The following is a 21,311-nucleotide window of genomic DNA, read 5'->3' as shown; positions in this document are numbered from 1 at the left end:
CCAGATTAACGTAACACTTTGACATCCGGGCTGTTGGCAGAACCGCCGACAGATACCGGGGCTTTGGCTGGCCGCTGGCCTCCCCGCCACCGCTTATGCAGTTCGGGAAGCGCAACACCCAGCAAGACCAGCAACACGCCAAACCACTGGATGCCACTGACATGCTCATGAAGCACGACACTGGACAGCAGCACCGCTACTGGAAGCTCGGAAGCGCCGAGAATCGCTGCCATCCCTTCGCCTGTCGACGGTACACCAATGGCAAATAGCAACGGCGGAAGGAAGGCCCCAAGCAGGCCAAGGAAAAATCCGTAGGGCAACAAGCCTTGAAGTAGTGTTCCATCGAACAGGAAGGTTGGCGGGAATAACAGGAACACTAGCAACATGCCGCCCGTAATCATCCAGCTACTGCGATATACCGGATGAGCAGAAGGAATCGCTTTCCCACTCAACAGCACGAACAAGGTATAGCTGACCGCAGCCAGCAGGCCAAATACGATGCCTCGCCAGTCGTAGCCACCGCTGCCCCGTTCAAATACGCCAGCAGCCAGCAAGGTGCCTACAAACAGGATAACTAAAGTGAACAGAACAACCTTGTGGGGGCGTTTCTTCTGCACGATCGTTTGAAGTAGCACTCCCATCCAGGTGAACTGGAACAACAGCACGATTGCCAATGAGTTCTGAATGTAATGTAAGGATTGATAATAGAGCAGCCCCGTAATCGCCGTGGGTGCACCCGCAGCGAGCAGAAGCAGGCGTTGCTTCCAGGTCAGCTTCATGATACCAGAGCCGGGAGTAACCGAGGCTTCACCTTTCTTCTCCTTGCGTCTCTCACCCAGCTTCACTATAAGAGCTAGCAGCCAGATCAACACAAATCCTGTCAGCAGTTGACTGCCAACCACCTGACCGAGCGAATATCCCTGCCCATAGGCTTTGGTCACAATAGTAGACAACACTCCATAACTGACAGCACCTAGAAATACAAGCCATTTATGTCTCATCGCGTATGATAATCTCCTTCTGTATATAAGTTGTCGTGTCCATCGCAAGCAGCCAAACGCAAAAAAACTCCCTTGCCCGGAATATAGACCGTTCAGTTACATGAACTGCGATCTGATATTCGTAGCAAGGAAGTTAGGCTTCCTGTAGAGACCCCCGCCCCATTTCTGGCGGAGTTATACGAATTTGAACACTGCATGTTATTATGCGACATTACGCAAGGTGCGTCAACCCCCATATATCCTCAATCCTAATATCTTCTTACATGTTTTGGTGTTACACCATAGGTCTTCTTAAACATTCGAGCAAAATACCCTACCTCTTCAAAACCTACTTTGGACGCAATCTCCGTAACCGTGATTTCTGTAGTTTGCAGCAATTCTCTAGCTTTATTTAATCTAAACCCGATCAGATAATCTACCGGGGAGGCATGAAGTCCTTCCTTGAAGCACCGTAACGCCTCACTCTTGCTCACTTTGGCGGCTGATGCAATATCAGAGAGTCTAATCCGTTCCATGTAGTTCTCATAAATAAATTCCAGCATCATTCTTAGCCGTGCTTGCGTCGTCTGAAAACCTGAAGTCTGCGGAGATCTCATACAATCGTCCTGATGTAGATACAATGTGCGCCAGATCGAAGCAAGCTCAATTTGTACATCAAGTTCCTTTGTCTCTTCCCGAGCATTCAACAAATGAAACACATGGTAGAGAGATTGCAGAATCTCATTTTGCCAATCGATCTGATTGCTCAGACGCAAGCAAGAGATATGAGAATAAATGATAGGATACACAAATTTCTGATACACAGATTGATGGCTGCCGGAAATAATTTCAGGAGAGCATACCACATTAGGAACAAGCGCCCTACCTCCTGCCTCATATCCATGAATAACTCGTGAATTTACAAAAATACCTTCCCCCTGAGCTAAATGTACAGTATCCTCGCCAACCAGATACTTGACCTTCCCTTCCTGAACGATCGCAAATTCCAATTCTTCATGCCAATGTCGATTGATACTGTAGTGAGGGAACTCATCCGTATCGTCAAGATAATATTGTATTGGGAACTGTGGAGATCCATGTGTAGCCAGTTCTCGCAGTTGTTCATCTGTGCTCACTGTCTTCTTCATATCAGGACCTCCTTTTTGTGATATTGTACTGTAAAAAAGTGAAATACTGCAAGAAAAAGGCTTTTATTTGTGATATATTTCAATTCATGCTCTGACTCATTTACCAACAAATTTCAGGAGGCAACTATGGCTACATTACTTTTAATCATCATTTATATCATATTTATAAGCTTGGGGATACCCGATTCCATATTTGGAACGGCCTGGCCCGCCATCAATACAGAGTTTGGCGTTCCAGTCTCAGCAGCAGGATATGTCACCTTCACCATCTCAGGCTTTACAACCATCTCAAGCTTGAGTAGTGCAAAATTAATCCAGAAATATGGAACGGCTGCTATAACGGCGGCAAGTGTCAGCTTGACGGCTGTTGCACTCCTTGGCTTTTCTTTTTCACAAAATATGTTATGGCTATGCCTGTTTGCAATCCCGTTAGGCCTGGGCGCTGGTGCCATAGACGCGGCTCTGAACAATTACGTAGCACTACACTATAAGGCAAGTCATATGAATCTCCTGCACTGTTTTTATGGGATCGGAGTTTCCATGAGCCCCTATCTAATGTCGTTATCACTTTCAGAGTCAAATCACTGGCGGAGTGGCTATTATGCTGTCTTTATGGTACAGGCTTCTATTGCGATGATTGCCCTGTTCTCATTGCCCCTATGGAGAAAAGTTCACCAAGGCAAGTCAGCGAATAAAGAGATTGTATTTAAGTCGGTCAGCATCCTGTCGCTTTTCAAATTACCTTCCGCCAGAGCGGTCTGGCTTATATTTATAGGTTCTTGCGCCATCGAGTATACCGCAGGGATATGGGGAAGCAGTTTTCTAGTGAATACCAAAGGGGTGTCTCTGGAAGCTGCAGCCCAATCCGTTACGTTGTATTATGTTGGAATTGCCACCGGCCGACTGCTCTCCGGTTTATTAGCGGATCGGGTGACAAGCTGGAGATTAATTCACCTTGGACAAGGTATTCTGTTCATGGGAATTGTAATGCTCATGCTACCACTGCCAACAGCCGTCTCCACGGTTGCTCTATTTCTGGTGGGTTTGGGTAATGCACCTATATTTCCCAACCTGCTGCATCTGACGCCAAAAAACTTCGGACAAGAACTGTCCCAGTCCATGATGGGGTCACAGATGGCTGTTTCTTATTTAGGGATTATGCTCATGCCCCCTCTGTTTGGTTTGTTGGCGCAAATGACAAGCATGAATACTTTCCCTTACTATTTGGTACTCCTGTTTGTTATTATGCTGTTGGCAATGAATCGTTTGTTGTGGGTATTGAAAAAAAACTGAAGGAGAACGCTCATGGACATTTCTCGTGGTACCTATGGATTTCGTTTTACTGAAGATGAGGAGCTCCAGCTTTGCGTGCTATACGCTGCCGGTTATGACTGCATCACCGATTCCTCTTATGCTTGGGATGGACTGGAGCGAACCGACGGCCCCCTTCTACTATTCCAGTATACGATTGCTGGGGAAGGGGTGTACGAATCGAATAACCGGATACACCGCGTGACGGCCGGTCAAGCCTTCCTGGCGGAGATTCCCGGCCCGCACCGCTACTATTATCCCGCCGGGGCCGAAGAACCTTGGGAATTCCTCTTCTTGCTGTTCAGGCCCAGGCTCATCTTGCCCCATTGGCGCAGATTCCTGCGTGAAGCCGGAGAGGTTCCCAAGCTCCCCTCAGACTGTGCGGCGGTCCGATTAGCCCGGATGATCGTAGTTGATGCGGAAGCGGGTCGGATCTCTGATCCCCTAATCGCCTCCTCCTGCGTCTATCAGTTCGTCACGGAGCTGGCCCGAATGCAGTCTAGTATTCTTCGGAATAGAGAGGCTTGGCCGACGAACATTCAACTCGCCGCCACATATATCGAGTTGAACTATTCGCAGATGATCAGCATGGATCAGCTATCAGAACAGGTGGGCTTATCCAAATATCACTTCATCCGCAGCTTCTCGGCCAGCACGGGATTAACGCCTGGTGCCTACCTGACCCGCATACGAACCGAAAATGCGATGGAACTGTTACGGGGCACCCGGCTCAGCGTTGAGCAAATTGCAGAACAGATTGGCTACTCCAGTGGCAGTTACTTTATCAAGGCATTCCGCAGCCTGACCGGACTGACTCCAGGCGAATTCCGCAGTGGTGGCGAAAGCCTTATTTATCGCAAATTATTTTTTAATTAGCTTTCTTAATGAACCGCAATATTTTGCTATTTCACTTATAACCTTATCGTAGATATCGCTGAATCCCTTGATTATGATGAACATGAGAAGAGCAATAATGCATTAGCAAAGGAGCTTGATCATGGATCATAACAAACGTGTTGCATCCGTTCCCCCCTTGGGCTGGAACAGTTGGGATTGCTACGGCGCTGCCGTAACAGAGGAAGAAATTCGGGGCAATACAGAGTACATGTCACAGCATCTGAAGGACTATGGCTGGAGCTATATCACCGTGGATATTCAGTGGTATGAGCCTGGGGCCAACTCTTCGCAATATCGGCCCTTCGTTCCACTGGTCATGGATGAATACTCCCGGCTGATGCCTGCCGATAACCGCTTCCCCTCTGCCGCAGGCGGTCGAGGGTTCAAGCCATTGGCCGATTACGTGCACAGCCTTGGACTGCAATTTGGCATCCATATCATGCGCGGTATTCCCCGGCAGGCCGTTCACGCCGCTACCCCCATTCTCGGTACGCTCGCAACCGCCCGGGACATAGCTCACCCGAACTCTATTTGCCCGTGGAACACCGATATGTATGGCGTGGATGCCTCCAAAGAAGGAGCCCAGGCTTACTACGATTCACTATTTGAGCTATATGCACAGTGGGGCGTGGATTTGGTAAAGGTAGACGATATCGCTGCGTCGAGGCTTTATGATACTCATTCAGCGGAGATTACCCTGATCTCTCAAGCGATTGAACGATGCGGTCGTCCCATGGTGTTAAGTCTGTCTCCGGGACCCGCTCCAGTGGAATACTCGGGGTTCTTCACTGAACATGCTAACATGTGGCGTGTCACGGACGATTTCTGGGATCTGTGGCCCCTCCTGCTGGATATGTTCGACCGCTGCCGGACCTGGCAAGGCGTGCCAGAAGCAGGCTGCTGGCCGGACTGCGACATGCTACCGCTCGGTCATATCGGCATCCACTCCGTCGATGGCGGCGGCTCCGATCGTTGGACCCGCTTTACCCGAGACGAACAACTTACCATGATGTCGCTGTGGAGCATCTTTCGTTCGCCACTCATCTTCGGCGGTGAATTGCGAGATTGCGATGACTGGACGCTCTCGCTCCTTACCAATCGCGAGGTCCTTCGTATGCACCGGGAAAGCCAGGGCGCCAAGGAAGCGCTACGGGAAGGCGAGCTTATCGTCTGGACAGCCGAACATCCTGAAGGCTTCCACTACGCCGCAGTATTTAATACCGGAGAAGCTACGCTTCCTCTGGCTTTACCACTTTGGAAAATTGGCCTTGCCAACAAGGAAGCAGGAATCGAGTTATGGAGCGGACAATTGGCAAAGCTGAAGGGCGAAACGCTACATGCCGACTTGCCGCCACATGGCGTACGTATCTACCGATTCGACTAGAAGCCAAAGAGCGCCGCTTATTTTATAAGCTGCGCTCTTTCCATATACGCCCGTACCACAATATCCTGATCATGGTTGCCAAACCCCGACCCGTACAAGGTTAATCCCCCTACATGAACGGCCTGCTCGTCGACGGCAAAGCGAAGGGTCCAGAACGGTTCATGCAGCCCGATATCCGCCAGCGTCACCTCCGACATGCGCTCCCCGTCCATATAGGTACCCGTGGGCTCGATACGAATCGTCTTAAGCAACCCATATTGATTGACATTGCGATGCCACCATGCCGGGGTGAGCTTGCCGCGGGCCGCCCTCCCGAAGTCAGCCGGACTGGTCCAGGTTCCGAGAAAGGTTCCGTTGAAGGTAAACCCGATATCCGAGGGCCATTCATCTCTCAGGCCAGGAGCCTCCGAGGCTATTTCCATGGAAATTTCCAGCGCCTCCGGCAGCTCATCCTCCAGCAGGAAGTTCGGCATTTTGTATTCAACATATCCCCGCCCGAACCAAAGTATGGACGCATGGACCCGTTCAGGATCAAGGAAATAGCGTGGATCATCCCATACTCCTATCTCTTTCTCCTTCGTACCAAGCCCGCAGGTAGGATAAACCTCAAAGGCTGTGTAATGTCCAACCGATATATGTTGCTCTCTTACTTGCTCTTGCCGATTTGCAGACGGCAATTCAATCTCAATGCTGTGGTGTTTGAGAGAACACATCTTATGGGTGCCACCTCCAGCCCTCACTCGATGCGTAGTAATAAGTCCGGCCTGCTCCAGCTTGCGAATATGCATGGTGATGATGGAGGGACTCAGCGCAAGGCTGGCCGCGATATCCTTGACATTCATCTCCTTGTCTGCCACCAGCTTCATGATCTTCCATCGCACTTCACTCGCTAACGCTTCATATAACGATAAATATTTTGCTTCTCCATTGGCTTTAATCATGGTTAAGTTGCTCACACCTTCAGTTGAAATCATATATATATTAATTTAAAACAAATTGCCTTCAACCTTCAAGCCTTATATATTGCATAGCACCAATCAATGAGGTTTAATGTGCTTAGGTTCGAACCAACTTTGATTAAATTTATATATTTATGAATGACAATCGAATGACTAAAGAGGTGCTTATGATGAAATACAATAATCCCGTTATCAAGGGCTTTTATCCGGACCCTAGTGTGTGCAAGGTGGAAGACACCTATTACCTGGTGTGCAGTTCCTTTCAATATTTCCCCGGCGTTCCCTTGTTCGAGAGCAAGGACCTAATCAACTGGAAGCAAATTGGACATTGCCTGACCCGTGAGAGCCAGGTCCAACTCGGTTCTGTTGGCAGCTCGGGAGGCGTCTTTGCCCCCACCATTCGCCACCACGGCGGGCGCTTCTATATGACCACTACCAACGATACCACACGTCAAAATTTCTATGTATGGACCGACGATATTTATGGGGAGTGGTCTGATCCCATCTTCGTCGATCAGGGCGGGATTGATCCGGATTTGTATTTTGAGGACGGCAGAGCTTTCTTCATGAGCAATGGGGTCGATGATGAGGGCGTGGGAGGCGTTGTTCAATGTGAACTTGATATGGAGACAGGACGTAAGCTCTCGCCAAGCCGTTCAATCTGGAAAGGGACTGGCGGACGATATTTGGAAAGTCCCCATATGTATCGCATGAATGGCCATTATTATTTAATGGCTGCCGAGGGCGGAACCGAATATGGGCATATGGTTGTGTATGCTCGCGGGGATGAAATCTCCGGGCCATTTGAAGCTTATCCGAACAATCCTGTGTTGACCAATCGCAACCTTGGCCGTTATGAGCTCCAGGGAGTGGGACACGGCGATCTCATTCAAGATCATGAAGGGAATTGGTGGATGCTCCATCTCGGCTTCCGGCAAATCGGGCAATATCTTACTTACCATCATCTGGGCCGTGAAGTATTTCTCACACCCGTTACTTTTGGAGAAGATGGCTGGTTTACAGCAGGGCATCAGGGAACCACACTCTCAAGCTTTGAGACAGACCGGATACCAAGCGATATTATCCAGCAAGTGCAGAAGAACTTCACCTTCGAGAATACCGATTGGAAGCTGGACTGGTGTTATCTTCGCCATCCGGAGTTAAGTCACTATGTGCTTGAAGAGAACAAAGCTACACTTAAAGGAACGGACATCTCTCTGGACCTGCCGAAGAACCCCACCTTCATCGGGATTCGGCAAAGAGACTTTGACGTGGAAATCTCTTGCGAGGTACAACTTAACCACGGAGAGGCCGGGATTACGCTTTATATGGATGAGAACCATCATTATGATTTGGCCTTACGCAACGAAGGAACGACCTACCAAGTCATAGAACGACTCAACATTGGCGACATCAAATCCGTGGAGCATAAAGTCGATCTGGCTGCCAGCAATCAGGTTACGTTAATCATTCGGGCGGATCGCAAGCAATACAGCTTCTATACTCATATCAATGGAAAAGGCATCTTACTGGGGACGGCCCAGACCAGGTACCTATCCTCTGAGGTGGCAGGAGGATTTACAGGAGTAGTCATTGGCCTGTATGCCCATGGAGAAGGTGCTATAGCTGAGTTCACCGAATTTAGATGCGTGTATGCTTAACCTGATCAGCATAATATAGGGAAAAACAGGCAAGCCCCAAAGGAGAAAGTCCGTGGATGGCTTGCCTGTTTTTTATTGAGGCTTCAGCCCTTCTTCTTATACCAAGCGAGGAACGCATCACTAACGACCTGGCCTGCATGTCCGTTCGGATGCGGATCATCCGTCGAGCTCATGAATTCCTGCCGTTCCCGGTGGGCCTCCGGCTCTGGTCTGGATAGCAAAGCGGCCATGTCAAACACATGGTCTACTCCCGGTAACGCGGAAATACGAAGCGTCTCGTTAACTTCACGCCAATACTGCTCCCGTTCATCCTTGAAGTTAAATGGTGTCACGGTAAATAGAATGATTTCCACGGAAGAATCATGATTCCGCAATACCGAAATGATTGTCGTCAAGTCGGCAAGCAATTCGTCAGACGTCCTTGCGCCGATATCGATGTCATTGACCCCTAAAGCAAGTATAACCTGAGTTCCCGCGCCCGGGACCAGTCCCAGCTTCACCTTGCTCAGCCAAGCAGCATCGGCGGCGGCATCATAGGCCCGCGCCCAACCGGAGCCAAGGTTCCACACTCCATATTCGGCGCCTAGCCCCTCAGCAATCCGGGCCACCCAATACTCGTAAGCATCCTGACGTGTTCTGACTCCCTGAGTGATCGAATCGCCAAGGAAAACCAACCGCTTCCGGACCGGATTCACATAACCGATAAAGGCTGGCAGCACCAGCAGGTTGGCGGAAGCCTTGAACTCGTCCGCGCGCTCCACGCCAGCATAATTGCCGGGAGCATCATAAGCGCTGACCAGCATTTGCTCTGTGTTGTAAGGCACGCTTGTCCCTTTCGGCGCCGTGATCGTCCAGGTAAAGGCCAGCAGATGTCCTTTCGGCAAATCAATCGCTACGGGGTCACTCCAGAATTGCTCGCCTGGCTCCACCTTCTTGACAGCGCTTCCGGCAAAGGCAATCTGAACCTGCGATCCGTTCACAACCGAGCCATCCGCCACAACGCCGCCGTCAGCAACATAAGCCGCCTCAATCTGCCAGTTGCCGCCAAGCAGACCGCCTGTTGCCACCGTTCCTGTATCCCAGGTTGAATCGACCGCATTGCTATGCCAGAACCGTAGCTCAAGCGGCCCGTTCTCCCGCAATTTCAAGTAGGTCCGATACGTATGCGTGAAGCCCTCCTCACGTACCATTACATAATTGCACGCCGTCGATACGACGGTGGCTGAAGCATAGTCCTTCATCATCCAATACTCCCCCATCCTGCCATCTATAAGAGGTTGTTCAAAAAGTCATCTTCCCACAGATTTGTCTACGCTCCGCTACTCAGTCCCTAGCTTCATCTAACTCAAGCGTTTTGAAAAAACGCACATCGAAAGCATAAGCTTCGGTCCTGAAAATTCGACTTCTTGAACACGCACTATAACTACCCTGCATTTTCGATTTTACATCATCCTTGTCCAAAAGGGACAGAAACTTTTGTGAGATCGTTTGCGTTTAGAGGGTATAAGGTTGTATCACATTGCTTGAAGGGAGATTTGTATGAGAAGCAAATGGATGTCGCTTTGTTTGGCAGCTTGCTTGAGTCTGGGAACTGCGGGGGCTTATGCCGCTGAACAGCAGAACGTAGCCGGAAGCAGCAACAAATCGCTGGAACAAGCCTTTAACGAGTTGTCCATCATTCCGTATAACTATGCGGGCAAGGCTTTTATTCAGGGGCAAAAAAGAGAACTCGGCGGGGATTATCAAGTCGTGCAAAGAAATGGGCGCGTGCTCGTTCCCATACGTCTGATGGGCTATCTGGCCGAGCAAAGCACCGGCCCTAACCAGGGGATGTGGGAGGTTATCTGGGAGGCGAAGAAGCCGGAAGACATCACCCTGCGCAATGTCACGCAGAAGAAGAGCGTCAAGTTCAAGCTCAACAGCAAGACCATGCTGGTAAATGAGAAGCAGGTTGCTCTGGACGTCCCTGCCCAAATGATCAATGGCAGAGTCATGCTGCCACTTCGTGACGCCGGAGTTGCGCTTGGCAAGCAGATCACTTGGCTGAACGGGCTGATTCTCATTGGCGATGGAACGATTGATGTGAAGCACCCACAAACGCAAGCCGTCCAAACTGCGATCATGAAGCAATTAACGGATTCCCGCAAGCCGATTGTGGATGACAAGGTAATAACTCCGCTAACTCGGTATAACAATGCTAACTACTACACGAGGACCTTTTACCGCAACAATGGAAGCACCCTTGACGAGCAACTATTCCGTCAGACGCCCGACAAGAAGAACGTTCAGGTTGAGGTTCCCGGACAACCCGTATTTAATTCGGCCAAGGTTATCGGAGAAGACTTGTATTATGTATCGAAGGTGAACGACGAAGTCTCCCTGTACGCCTACAGCTTCGCCACCCTGAAGCCGCGCAAGATCGCTTCGTTGGGAATCCAGGATTTATCCCCAGGCTGGGGCTGGCTGACCGATGTGCAGAAGCTGGATGGCGAACTGTACATCAATCTCCATAGCGGTGACTTAACTATGGGGCACGACACCCTCTATCTTGTGAAGAACGGCGCGCTGCAACAGATAACAACGGCTAAGAGCGTGCTCGGACTTGTCAAAGACCAGGCGAATCTATACTATACTGATTTTCGGTTTATGAGCGGTCCAACTGATAATATATCTCGGGTTGATACCCTCACGGGGGAACAGGTGGAGCTTGGTGAACCCGGCTATGTATACGGCATTATACGTCATTCAATGGTAAACGGAGGGGTCGGCTACACAGGGGATGACTCGTTAACCTTGAGAGATGGTTCACTATACGCCCTAGGGTTCAAGGACAGCGATCCCGAGGATGTCACCGCTTTATATCGCATCAGTTCTACCGAACGCAAGCATGAGCAGATCGTTGCGAATACTCAGCGTTTCTGGGTGGTTCAGGAGCAGATTTATTATCTGGACGGAGATACTGGAGCGCTGATGCGTGCTGGCTTGGACGGAAGCAACCTGGAACGTATCACACCAGATCAAGCTAACGTATTGAAGATATACGACAACCTCTTCTATTACACTGTAGAGGGTAATCAAGGCACAGAGCTGTATCGCTATAATCCAGCCAACGGACAAGCGACCAAATTGGCCGGGTTGCCAGGAATAAGCGATTCTGATCTCAGACTTTACATCGGGAAGACTGGCATCTACTATATCGCTGATGGCTATGCCCCTGGCATTTACAAGCTTGGAGCAGATGGCAGCTCGCAGCATATCGTGAAGGATACGATCGGGCAAGCCGTACTGAGTGAAGCCGGTCTCGTCTATTCATTGATGTATCAGGAAGGCGTCTATTCAGTTAAATAATGCAGACATGACAAAACGGCGGCAAGCGCCGGGACCGCGTCTTACGGTCCCTGGCCTTGCCGCCGTTTCCTTATTCCTTCTGAATGTCTGGAGGATACCGTCCAGGCATTGCCGTTCTTCCTCCAACCAGCGCCTGACTCTACTGCTACAATACCCGTTGCAGGAAGGTGCGCGTCCGCTCATGCCGGGGATGCCCGAACAATTCCTCCGGCTTACCAGACTCAATGAACGCTCCATCCGCCATGAACAGAACACGGTCTGCCACTTCCCGAGCAAAGCCCATCTCATGCGTCACCACAATCATCGTCATGCGCTCCTCGGCCAGTCGCTTCATGACCTGCAGCACCTCACCCGTAAGCTCCGGGTCCAGCGCCGACGTCGGCTCGTCGAATAGCAGAATTTCCGGGTTCATCATCAGCGCCCTTGCAATGGCTACCCGCTGCTTTTGTCCTCCAGACAAAAGGGACGGATAAGCATCCGCCTTGTCCAGCAAACCCACCTTCTCCAGCAATTCCGACGCCTTGCCGCGAATATCGGCGGGAGGCAATCCCTTCACAAGCTTGGGAGCCAGCTCCAGGTTACCCCGTACCGTCAGATGCGGGAACAGATTGAAGTGCTGGAACACCATCCCCATCCGCGCCGTCATCTGCTTGATTGCAGCCGGACGCGCATACTGTCCATCCTTGACGAGGTACTGATCCCCAATGCGAATGCTACCGCCGTCCACTTCTTCCAGGTGGGCAAGACTACGCAGCATCGTGCTTTTACCCGAGCCTGAAGGGCCAATTACGGCGATAACCTCACTGGTATCAACGTTGAAAGATACGTCGTGCAGCACCTCCAGGGTACCGAACTTCTTTTTGACATTGGCAAGCTCCACAATCCCCATGTTCACCATTCCAGTCCTCTAACCTTTACTCAAATTTATACTTTCGTTCCAGCGCCTTAAACAATACGGTCAGCACCAGCGTCATTAGCAAATAGATCACTCCGGCCAAGACCAGCGGCATGACTGTAAAGTCGCGATTGACTGCAGTTTGGGCAAAATGCAGCAGTTCCGGTACCGCCACTGCATACAGCAGTGCCGTGTCCTTCACCAGAGTAATAGACTCGTTGGAGATGGCAGGCAAGGCAATCCGCAACATCTGTGGAAGCACGATCCGGGTCGTCGTTTGCCAGCGGGTAAGCCCCAGCACCTTGGCGGCTTCATGCTGCCCCTTATCAATGCCAAGCAATCCTCCGCGGAAGATCTCGGCGAAATAGGCTGCATAATTCAAAGTAAAGGCAAGACAGGCGGCCGCAAAACGGTCCATGACCAGGTACTCCCCGATAACCGGCAGCACGGGCAGGCCGAAGCAAACAAACAGCATTTGCAGCAGCAGCGGCGTTCCGCGCATCACATAAATATATCCGCTCGCAAACCAGGACACAGGCTTGATCCGGCTGCGAACCATAAAGGTAAAGGCAAAGCCAAGCGGAATTGAGGTGACGATCGCCAGGGCGAACAGCAAAACCGTCGTCCCCGCTCCCTCCAGCATCGGTCCTGCAATGCTAATCATATAATCCAGGATCATCTTCGTTCTCCTATTTCAGCACTTTATCTTCGCCGAACCATTGCTGTGAGATCTGAGCTGCCGTACCGTCCGCGTTCAATTCATCCAGCGCTTGCTGCAACCGGTTCAGCAGTTCCTCATTGCCCTTCTTCACCCCGATACCGTATTCCTCGGGAGCCAGCGATTCCTCTAATAGCTTGAAGGTGCCTTCTTCCTTGGACATATAGTATCTTGCCACCACTTCATCAATAACGACCGCATCAAGCCGCTTCGTCTTTAAGTCGCTAAGAGCAAGCACATTGTCCGGGAACTCCGACACCGAGTTAACCTCGTCCTTGACCGGTGCCGCATCCAAAGCATCCGCAGCGGAGGATAAGGATTGCAGCCCAATTTCCTTGCCAGCCAGATCAGCCAACACCTTGATATCCGAATCAGCCAGCGTGACAACCACCTGACTGTTCTTCAAGTAAGGCTTAGTGAACAGAACCTTCCCCTTACGTTCCTCTGTAATCGTATAGCCGTTCCAGATCAGATCGATCCGTCCGCTGTTCAATTCGGATTCCTTGGCCTTCCAGTCGATAGGTTGAAATGTTACTTCCATTCCCATCTTCTCGCCTGCTGCCTTGGCGTAATCAATGTCAAAGCCTACAATTTCGTTCTTCTCATCACGAAAGCCCATCGGCGCAAATTTATCATCTATACCGATGACCAGCTTATTGTCATCCTTGGCAGAGCCGCCACATCCCGCCAATACGGTTAGCATAAGTCCCAAAATCACGCTTAATACTACGATTTTTTTACCCTTCATCATGTTCTCTCCCCCATACAGCCATCGCCCATACTTAACGGCCGACGCTTTAGTTCGTTAATACGTTATCAGACTCTCATGATAACATACTAATATAAAGTCGTCGATAGATTTGCCGTTGCCTGTCAGCTTCTCCCTGTGATCTGTGACAGTTCGCCGAACATTCCCGACATTTTCTGCCCAACCTTAATCTTCTTACAGCAAAAAACACAGGAACCTGGCAGACCGTAGCCTGTCAGGTTCCTGTGTTAAATAGTTGTTATAGTCGTCTTATTGAATGAGGTCCAGCGCTTGCAGCAAGCGCATGAGAATAACGGCAGCTTGAGCGCGGGTGGCTGACTCGTTCGCCCCAAAGAGCTGATGCTGATTACCCTGAAGAATATTTTGCTCCGTCAGCCAAGCGATATCGGCAGCCGTATCACCCGGGATGGACGCCTTGTCCTTGTAACGGCTCAAGGCAGCCGCATCCGGTTGTGCCGATTCATCAGTGGACCCTTGGATATAACGCAGAGCACGTGCAGTCATGACACTCATCTCCGCACGGCCAAGCTTATCTTCGGGTGCGAACAGTGCTTTGTCATCCGTAAGGATGCCAGCCTTGACTGCTGCCCCGACAGATCCAGCCAATTCGCCACTTACATCGGTGTAAGAATTAGCCGACGCGTCTGGTTCCAGTTCAAGGCCTGCTGTCAGCCAAGAGACAAATTCACCTCTCTGAACAGCCTGATCTGGCACAAAGGTCCGGCTGCCAGCCAGTCCCGGAATACGGGAATTCAATGCCTCCACGGCAGCTTTGGCCCAATGGCCTTCCAGATAATCATACGGTGACTCATTGCTTTCCCCGGCAGGCTTCGCTTGCTCGGTAATTCGGCCCTCTACAGACGGATTAACCGTACCGCCCAGCCGCTCGACATGCTCCATAAATATTTCATAATCGGGATATCCCAGGTCCTCGTGATACGCTCCTTGTTCAATCGCTTCAGCAAAGGAAGCATAGCCATCACCGCCTGTGGCCACGAAGCTATTGGTTGCCAAGCGATACGTAGACGAGAGATTCAGTGGGACATACGCATCCCCTTGCTTGATTTGCACATCGAATACGCGCCCACCTTCCGGTTGTGCCGGGTCCCACTTGAAGGTCATACCCGCGATTTGCGGGAATTTCCCTGGCAAATCATCCGACTTGGCGCCACTGATCCCATTTTCCAGCCCATTCTTAAGCTGTTGGCCAGTCACGTCAAGCACGAACAATGTGTTACCAAAAGGCATCACCGTACGTAATTCACCCATCGTAATCTCGCCCTCATCGATGGCGGCACGAATACCGCCTCCGTTCATGAGCGCTACATCCGCTTCCTTCAATTGACGGGCCTTCTCCAGCATCCCATCGGCAATCAGGTTACCCAGATTCGTCTCCTTAGAACGTACGTTTTCACGCACGCCATCCAGCACGACAGCAGCTTGGCCTACCGGCTGCTTCTTCATCTCTTCCAGTTCTTCGTTGTAAGGAGCGAGCACTTCCTTGGCCTTGGCATCTTCAGCGACTTGCTCCGGATCTACAGCAATCAGATGTCCTGTCGTTTGCCCAGGTCCTGTCAATACGACCCCTTCACTATCGAATACGACATCTACACGACCCAGGAATTTACCCCACTCATTGGCTTGCACGATCGCCGTCGGCGTACCATGCACATCATCCACCACAATCTCCGGAGCATCCAGCTTGGTATGAGTGTGACCGCCTACGATCAGATCAATGCCCTCAACGTCCAGGGCCAGCTTCTGATCCCGAGCATAGCCGAGATGGGACAGAGCGATAATGATGTTCAGCCCTTCCTTCTCCATCGCAGCAACCGTTGCAGCAGCCGATGCCGTGGCATCATTGAATTTTACGGCCTTGCCACCACCAGATGTCTCAGCCGTGTCTTCCGTAGTTAAGCCAAATACGCCTACTTGATGACCGTTCACGTCAAGTACCACGTATGGATAGACACCCGCTTGTGCCGTTGTCTTCGATGCGGTGGCATCCAGGGTGGTTGGCGATTTCAGCAATGGCAGCATATCCTGATTCGTACTGAAATCAATATTTGAACTTACCAGCGGGAACTGGGCGTTCTTGACAAACTCAGCCAGTGCGCCAGTGCCTTGATCAAATTCGTGATTCCCGAAGGTCATTGCGTCATAACCCATCATGTTCATGAAGGACAGGTCGGCCAAGCCAAACCATTTGGTAAAATACAAGTCTCCCGAGAACACGTCCCCGGCATCCAGCAGCAAGCTATCCTTTTCCTCTGCACGAATCTGCTTCACCAGCGTGGCTCTTCTCGCTACCTCTGCCAAATGGGCATGGGTATCATTGGTGTGCATAACTGTAAGCTTCCAGGTCTCTCCGGAAGCGGGCTGTTGCGCCTTGGGAGCACCTAACTCCAATACCGCTACCGTACCGCTTACCTCGTTGGCTACAAGCAGCAATGGACGGTTCGTCGGGCTTGCCTCAGCAGGAATGAACTCCAGACCTTCCGGTCCTGTGTCGGTATCCAGCTTCTTCGTAAAGTCCCGTGGATTCAGGTAGGCAGCAAATTGAGGCTTCTCCGGATTAGTCACATCATAGGCCATTACGCCCCCAATGCGCTCCAGGCCCGTGAAGGCATAAAGCTTGCCATCTACCTCGCCTACCGTAATATATTCAGGTTCAGGTCCCTTCTTAGGGCTCCGTTTGTCCTTATTTACCTTGCTATGATTGGAATTGAAGACATCTGGCAGACGTTCGGATGTAATCTTCTCGAACTCATTGCCACTGTCATAGACCTGCTTCATGTCATCGGCATTCCAGATGGAGAAGGAACGGGCGCCGTACATGTAAACGCCATCCGGACCCATATCTGTAGCTACCTCTACATCATCATAGGTATCCCCACTGTCCTTCAGGAACTGGCCTGCCTTGGATTCAGGGTTAAGCCCTGCCAAGTCTTTAAGCTTCGTTACCCCAACACGGCCATCCCATTCCGTGGCATCCCCTTCATTAGCAGTAAAGAGATACGTCTTCCCGTCTATCGTATAAGCATCAATGCCATCCGGCATGTACATGCCGAGAAACGGCACATTCTCCAAACGAATCTCCCCGTCCTCCACTAAGTCCAGAGAGTTCCTTGGATCGCTCAAATCTTTGAAGCCCAGTCCCTTCACCGAAATGACTTTGCCCGCAGCAATGTCGATAGCGGCAATGGCATTGTTCTCCTGCAGAGACACGTAAGCTGTCTTCTCGTCACCCGACAGGGCAATATACTCTGGCTCCAGATCAGTCACGGCGTCAGCCTTCGAGCCGCTCCCCGTAATGATGCCGTCCCCATTAGCCGTTCCACGAATATGCACTTTGTCGTCGATCACGGCAGGGTTATCAAATTTCACATGCTTAACCTGGTTTTCCTTGGTATCCACTACGGTAACACTACCCTCAGGGTCAATGCCCTCCACACGTGGTTCACCCTCGTCAGCAGTCAGGATATAGCGACCATCCGACGTGAACTTAACCATATCGGGCTGAACGCCAGTCGGATATTCCTTCACCAGCTTACCAGCATAATCCAGAAGCAGGATTTTACCCGTCTTATTCGCATCGGCTTCCTGCACCGCAACCGCGATTTGCTGGGTCACCGTGTTAATATCAATGCTCGTCAAGTCGCCAAATGTGAACCCTGAAGCTTGTTCAGCCAAAGCCTGGACGTTGATTGTTGACTCTTTAGTAAGCTCTCCCGATGCCTTGAGCGGAACGATGTCGATGCTAGCCGGCTCAGATGAACCATTAATCAAATAAAACTTCCCGTTATCCTCATTGTAACGGACAATCTCCGCTACGCCGCCGTCCTCGCTGGAGGTCCCTACCGAGTAGGAAGCGATTTTACGGATGCCAAGCGCATCTGATGCAGGGGTCTGCCAAGTGGCTGACAGCTTGTCCGCAGCAGCATCCTGTGCCAACTCCGACGTTCCTGCGGCAGCGGCTCCCCCGACTGGCCCGATCATCGATACAGCAATCGATGCAGCCATCCATAAAGAAAATACCTTGCGACTCTTCTTCAACCTGATTCCTCCCCAAATGTTCAAAGATCATTCCTGGGAATTTTAACAGGCGAATGTTATCGCAAGGTCTATTTTTTATGCTGATTTGTGTAAAATTTAAATCTTTTCCTGGAGAACAAACTCCACGATAGGCCCAACATCAGGCAAACTATGGGGATGGTGGTCTCCACCCGGCTTCAGGATCGTGCTCACTTTGCCCCCAAGAGACGAATAAACGTGCTGCAAAATAGCGCCGTTCTCGGCAAAGGGCACCGCCCGATCCGCATCGCCGGATACGATCAGGATAGGCACACCCGCTTGGGCAGGAGCCGCCAACAATGTTAGCAATCGCTCCGTCACCTCGCCAGCCCGCTGGAGGATGTCCGGTTGACGGAGGTCCTGCTCTCCCACTTCCGGCCCGATAATTCCATATACCTCCAGGCATTCACGCCATTCGGCCGGCGCACCCGTACCTGTACCTGATCCGCCAGGCCAACTGCAAATATCCACCACAGGCGCATCCAGGTAAACCGCGGAGACTCGCTCCGGATACGCCGCCACATACTGCAATGCATACAAGCCCCCACGGCTAAACCCGAACAATACCGGCTTGGAAGACAGCCTCCATTGGTCTGTCAGTCCGGCGCGGAACGCTTCCATCTGCCGAACAGCATAGGGGCAACCGTAGAGATCACTCAGGCGACAATACGCTACATGCCAGCCCTGCTTCACAAGCTCGATATCTGCGTCCGCAAACCCGCCGAAGAATTCTGTCCTCCACACCCAAGGCTTGCCCGGTGCGGCCTCATGCGGGGCAACCAGCGTGCATTCACGCCCCTCCCAATACCAGTCAATACGGGAGAACCCATGCCACAAACTGCTACTCGCTTCCTCCGGTCCTCCCTCAAGCCTTGCCGCCCGCTCCACTTCTGGCAAGGCCTGTATGGTGTGCTGCAATACTTCGGCCAAGGGTGGAGTTTCAAATTTGTAAGGGTTGGTATGACCCACATGTTCTCTCCACGCCGCGTTCAGTGCCGACCTCCGCTGATTCATCAGGCTGATAAATTTGCCTGCTCCCTGCGTTGCCCATGTCGGTACTCGTTCCAGTTGCAGATGGAACACCTTACTCAGGATCGTCCGTGCAATTACCCAATGCCCGTCCTCTTCGGGATGGACTCCATCTCCATATCGGTAGGAGGCGTCTTGCTCCCGCTTGGAACGAATGAACTCATTCAACGGCTGGTGCACATCTACTACGGTTAGCCCCTCAGTACGTCCAAAAGTCTGGAGCCACTCCCCATATTGGGTAAGCACAAGGTCATAACCCTCATAAGGCAGATCGAACGAATAATTGTCCATTCCCTTCGGCCGAGGTGTCCCGATGGCGGAAAGTACGTCAAATGGGGTTGGCGTCATTAGAATGACACGGGTGCCGGCAGCACGCGACTGTTCCACCACCTTCCGCACCCCTTCCTGGTAGGCACAGAAGCGCTCTTTCGTCAGCGGATGATAAATGCCGTCATTCATACCATAGGCAATGAACAGACAGTCAGGCCGCGCCTCCGCCAAAGCCCGTTCCAGCCGCTCATGCACGCATGGCCGCGGGTAAGGATGATCCGCCTCGCTCGTTCCCGCCGCCGTTTCACCGCTGACTCCCAAATTGATCCATTCGAGTCGATACTCCAGCATATATTTCAGAAAGAAGGCCTCCAGATCACGGATATAGGTCCCGTTCTCCGTAATGCTATCGCCTAGGAACACCATCCGCCCCTGCTGTGGAATTGTTAAGTAGTCAGCGTTTACATCTGTTGGTTCCAATTACTTCATCACCTTTCGTTATGTATAGCCTGGACTTTTTCCAGCTAGAACGAGTAACAATCTTACTCCTATCATAATCCTCGCTTGGCGATTAAAACTACCTTAAAAATCTGCACAAATTATGCAATAAGTTAAGGCTTGATCATATGTCATAACAAAAGGCCTATCAGTGCTTGCCATCTGGCAAACCTGATAGGCCTTCTAATTTTATCTCAAAGTAGCGAGTTCTTCCGTTCAACGCTCTGCCGTTAGCTCCGCCGGACTACTCTGACGCGAGATCAGGAACAACGTTCCCCAGATCAACACGAAGCCGATAGCCTGAGCGACCGTAATCATCTGCTGGAAGGCCACCCAGTTAACCAATACGCCGACCATCGGGAAGCTCAGCTCAGCAAGCGTAGCAACCGAGGCCTTGGTCGTAGTCAGACCTTTATAGTAGACAAGCAAGCTCAGCAAGCCAGGTAACAGCGCCTGCCCCAGCATATTGAGCGACAACGCGGCCATTTGTGAGGTGCCCTGCGGCAAATTCCATGCGGCTCCTTCGTTCCAGGTAATCGCCAGTAGCAGGGGCAACGCCAGAACAAAGCGTAGTGAGGTCACTGTTTCATATTTCATATGGCCTACCATAAGTCTACCCATGACCGTAGAGCCGCCCCACAAGGCTGCGGCACCCAGCGACAACAAGCTACCGACCTGCACAAAGTCACTCAGGTGACCGATCGGCATTGTAAAGCCGAAGGTGAGTAGATACGTGCCAGCCAGCGCAATAACCAGAAACCCGAAGAAATGCTGCGGCAACTTCTCTTTAAGCAACAAGCTGGCAAGCATAATGGCGAATAACGGTTGCATCTTCTGTAGTAGCAATACAGCGTTGAGATCGCCGCTAGCAAGTGCTGTGGTGAACAGAATAGTGGCAATCCCTGAGCCGCCCCAGGAGAGGAACAGCAACGCGCCGCCTTGCCGCCAGCCTACTCCCTTCAAATCCGAGCGATTTCTCCAAACTACCGGGAGAGCGATCAAAGCGATAATAATATGCTCAATCAGAACAATCTGGGCCGAGGTAAGCGATTTGAGCAGGATGATGCGGAACAACGGATCAACACCCCATAGGGCTGCACCCAGCACCACCAACCAGAATCCACTCCGTGATTTGCGCTCGGTAGTCGCTTGTAGCGAGGTACGTTGGCCTGCACCGACCGCACCAGGCAGAGCCGCCGTACTCCCACTGGCCTGCAAGCCAACATTTGCTGTACTAGCCTGACCGATGCCACTAATATTTGCCTTTTTCATAATACTATCCCCTTCTTGAATATGGGGTCTACGCAGAAAACCCCCGTAGCACCATTGCTGGGCTTGCGGGGGCTGACCAAATAAGCCTGTCAGGAGCA

15 protein-coding genes and 1 riboswitch are annotated in these 21,311 nt (G+C 51.3%); of the genes, 5 read left to right on the top strand and 10 right to left on the bottom strand.

From position 1 onward, the window contains the following. Nucleotides 1-5: 5 nt before the first annotated feature. Together BN3279_RS12025 and BN3279_RS12020 are read right to left on the bottom strand one after the other, a co-directional pair. Complete coding sequence (locus tag BN3279_RS12025; protein ID WP_059051147.1) at nucleotides 6-1,001, bottom strand: EamA family transporter; 996 nt, start codon at nucleotides 999-1,001, stop codon at nucleotides 6-8. A 102-nt stretch (nucleotides 1,002-1,103) separates the two neighbouring features. Continuing rightward, nucleotides 1,104-1,203: riboswitch (purine riboswitch) on the bottom strand. Nucleotides 1,204-1,249: 46 nt separating this feature from the next. After that, a complete protein-coding gene (locus BN3279_RS12020) occupies nucleotides 1,250-2,128 on the bottom strand; it encodes a helix-turn-helix transcriptional regulator (protein ID WP_059051145.1) in 879 nt (292 codons plus the stop codon). 126 nt (nucleotides 2,129-2,254) lie between these two features. Between BN3279_RS12020 and BN3279_RS12015 the strand changes: the two genes are divergently transcribed. The 3 genes from BN3279_RS12015 to BN3279_RS12005 all read left to right on the top strand — a co-directional run bounded on the left by BN3279_RS12015 (nucleotide 2,255) and on the right by BN3279_RS12005 (nucleotide 5,720). After that, nucleotides 2,255-3,421 carry an MFS transporter gene (locus BN3279_RS12015; RefSeq protein ID WP_059051144.1) on the top strand — a complete coding sequence of 389 codons (1,167 nt, stop codon included), beginning with the start codon at nucleotides 2,255-2,257 and terminating at the stop codon, nucleotides 3,419-3,421. Between the two features lie 12 nt (nucleotides 3,422-3,433). Then, nucleotides 3,434-4,315 carry a helix-turn-helix domain-containing protein gene (locus tag BN3279_RS12010; RefSeq protein ID WP_059051142.1) on the top strand — a complete coding sequence of 294 codons (882 nt, stop codon included), beginning with the start codon at nucleotides 3,434-3,436 and terminating at the stop codon, nucleotides 4,313-4,315. A 121-nt stretch (nucleotides 4,316-4,436) separates the two neighbouring features. Further along, entirely contained in the window at nucleotides 4,437-5,720 is a 1,284-nt protein-coding gene (locus BN3279_RS12005) for a glycoside hydrolase family 27 protein (protein WP_059051140.1), read from the top strand. Between the two features lie 17 nt (nucleotides 5,721-5,737). On the opposite strand, the gene BN3279_RS12000 is transcribed toward BN3279_RS12005, so the two are convergent. Continuing rightward, nucleotides 5,738-6,661, bottom strand: coding sequence for an ArsR/SmtB family transcription factor (locus tag BN3279_RS12000; RefSeq protein WP_059051810.1), 924 nt, complete (start codon nucleotides 6,659-6,661; stop codon nucleotides 5,738-5,740). Nucleotides 6,662-6,849: 188 nt separating this feature from the next. On the opposite strand from BN3279_RS12000, the gene BN3279_RS11995 reads away from it, so the two are divergent. Next, nucleotides 6,850-8,340, top strand: a complete 1,491-nt coding sequence (locus tag BN3279_RS11995) for a glycoside hydrolase family 43 protein (RefSeq protein ID WP_059051138.1) — start codon at nucleotides 6,850-6,852, stop codon at nucleotides 8,338-8,340. 83 nt (nucleotides 8,341-8,423) lie between these two features. On the opposite strand, the gene BN3279_RS11990 is transcribed toward BN3279_RS11995, so the two are convergent. Then, complete coding sequence (locus tag BN3279_RS11990) at nucleotides 8,424-9,584, bottom strand: SGNH/GDSL hydrolase family protein (RefSeq protein ID WP_059051135.1); 1,161 nt, start codon at nucleotides 9,582-9,584, stop codon at nucleotides 8,424-8,426. A 295-nt stretch (nucleotides 9,585-9,879) separates the two neighbouring features. Here BN3279_RS11990 and BN3279_RS11985 point away from each other — a divergent pair, with 295 nt between their 5' ends. Beyond that, a complete protein-coding gene (locus BN3279_RS11985; protein ID WP_059051134.1) occupies nucleotides 9,880-11,688 on the top strand; it encodes a DUF5050 domain-containing protein in 1,809 nt (602 codons plus the stop codon). Between the two features lie 145 nt (nucleotides 11,689-11,833). Here the strand turns inward: BN3279_RS11985 and BN3279_RS11980 are convergent, their stop codons facing one another. The 6 genes from BN3279_RS11980 to BN3279_RS11955 all read right to left on the bottom strand — a co-directional run bounded on the left by BN3279_RS11980 (nucleotide 11,834) and on the right by BN3279_RS11955 (nucleotide 21,213). Beyond that, nucleotides 11,834-12,577, bottom strand: a complete 744-nt coding sequence (locus tag BN3279_RS11980) for an amino acid ABC transporter ATP-binding protein (RefSeq protein ID WP_059051809.1) — start codon at nucleotides 12,575-12,577, stop codon at nucleotides 11,834-11,836. Nucleotides 12,578-12,602: 25 nt separating this feature from the next. Next, on the bottom strand, nucleotides 12,603-13,262 hold the full coding sequence (locus BN3279_RS11975; protein ID WP_059051132.1) for an amino acid ABC transporter permease: 660 nt from the start codon (nucleotides 13,260-13,262) through the stop codon (nucleotides 12,603-12,605). Between the two features lie 10 nt (nucleotides 13,263-13,272). Next, the gene (locus BN3279_RS11970; protein ID WP_059051130.1) at nucleotides 13,273-14,049 is read right to left on the bottom strand and encodes an amino acid ABC transporter substrate-binding protein; all 777 of its coding nucleotides are present in this window, start codon (nucleotides 14,047-14,049) and stop codon (nucleotides 13,273-13,275) included. A gap of 270 nt (nucleotides 14,050-14,319) precedes the next feature. Further along, nucleotides 14,320-18,093 (bottom strand): choice-of-anchor I family protein, encoded by a 3,774-nt coding sequence (locus BN3279_RS11965; RefSeq protein ID WP_082673079.1) that lies wholly within the window; start codon nucleotides 18,091-18,093, stop codon nucleotides 14,320-14,322. Between the two features lie 129 nt (nucleotides 18,094-18,222). Next, entirely contained in the window at nucleotides 18,223-19,923 is a 1,701-nt protein-coding gene (locus BN3279_RS11960; RefSeq protein WP_059051126.1) for a GDSL-type esterase/lipase family protein, read from the bottom strand. 234 nt (nucleotides 19,924-20,157) lie between these two features. Next, nucleotides 20,158-21,213 (bottom strand): DMT family transporter, encoded by a 1,056-nt coding sequence (locus BN3279_RS11955; RefSeq protein ID WP_089153465.1) that lies wholly within the window; start codon nucleotides 21,211-21,213, stop codon nucleotides 20,158-20,160. Nucleotides 21,214-21,311 lie beyond the last annotated feature (98 nt).

This window comes from Paenibacillus senegalimassiliensis (genome assembly GCF_001486585.1).
Lineage (GTDB): Bacteria > Bacillota > Bacilli > Paenibacillales > Paenibacillaceae > Fontibacillus > Fontibacillus senegalimassiliensis.
The sequence above is the reverse complement of the archived record's forward strand: the minus strand, read 5'-3'. Positions and strand labels throughout refer to the sequence as shown.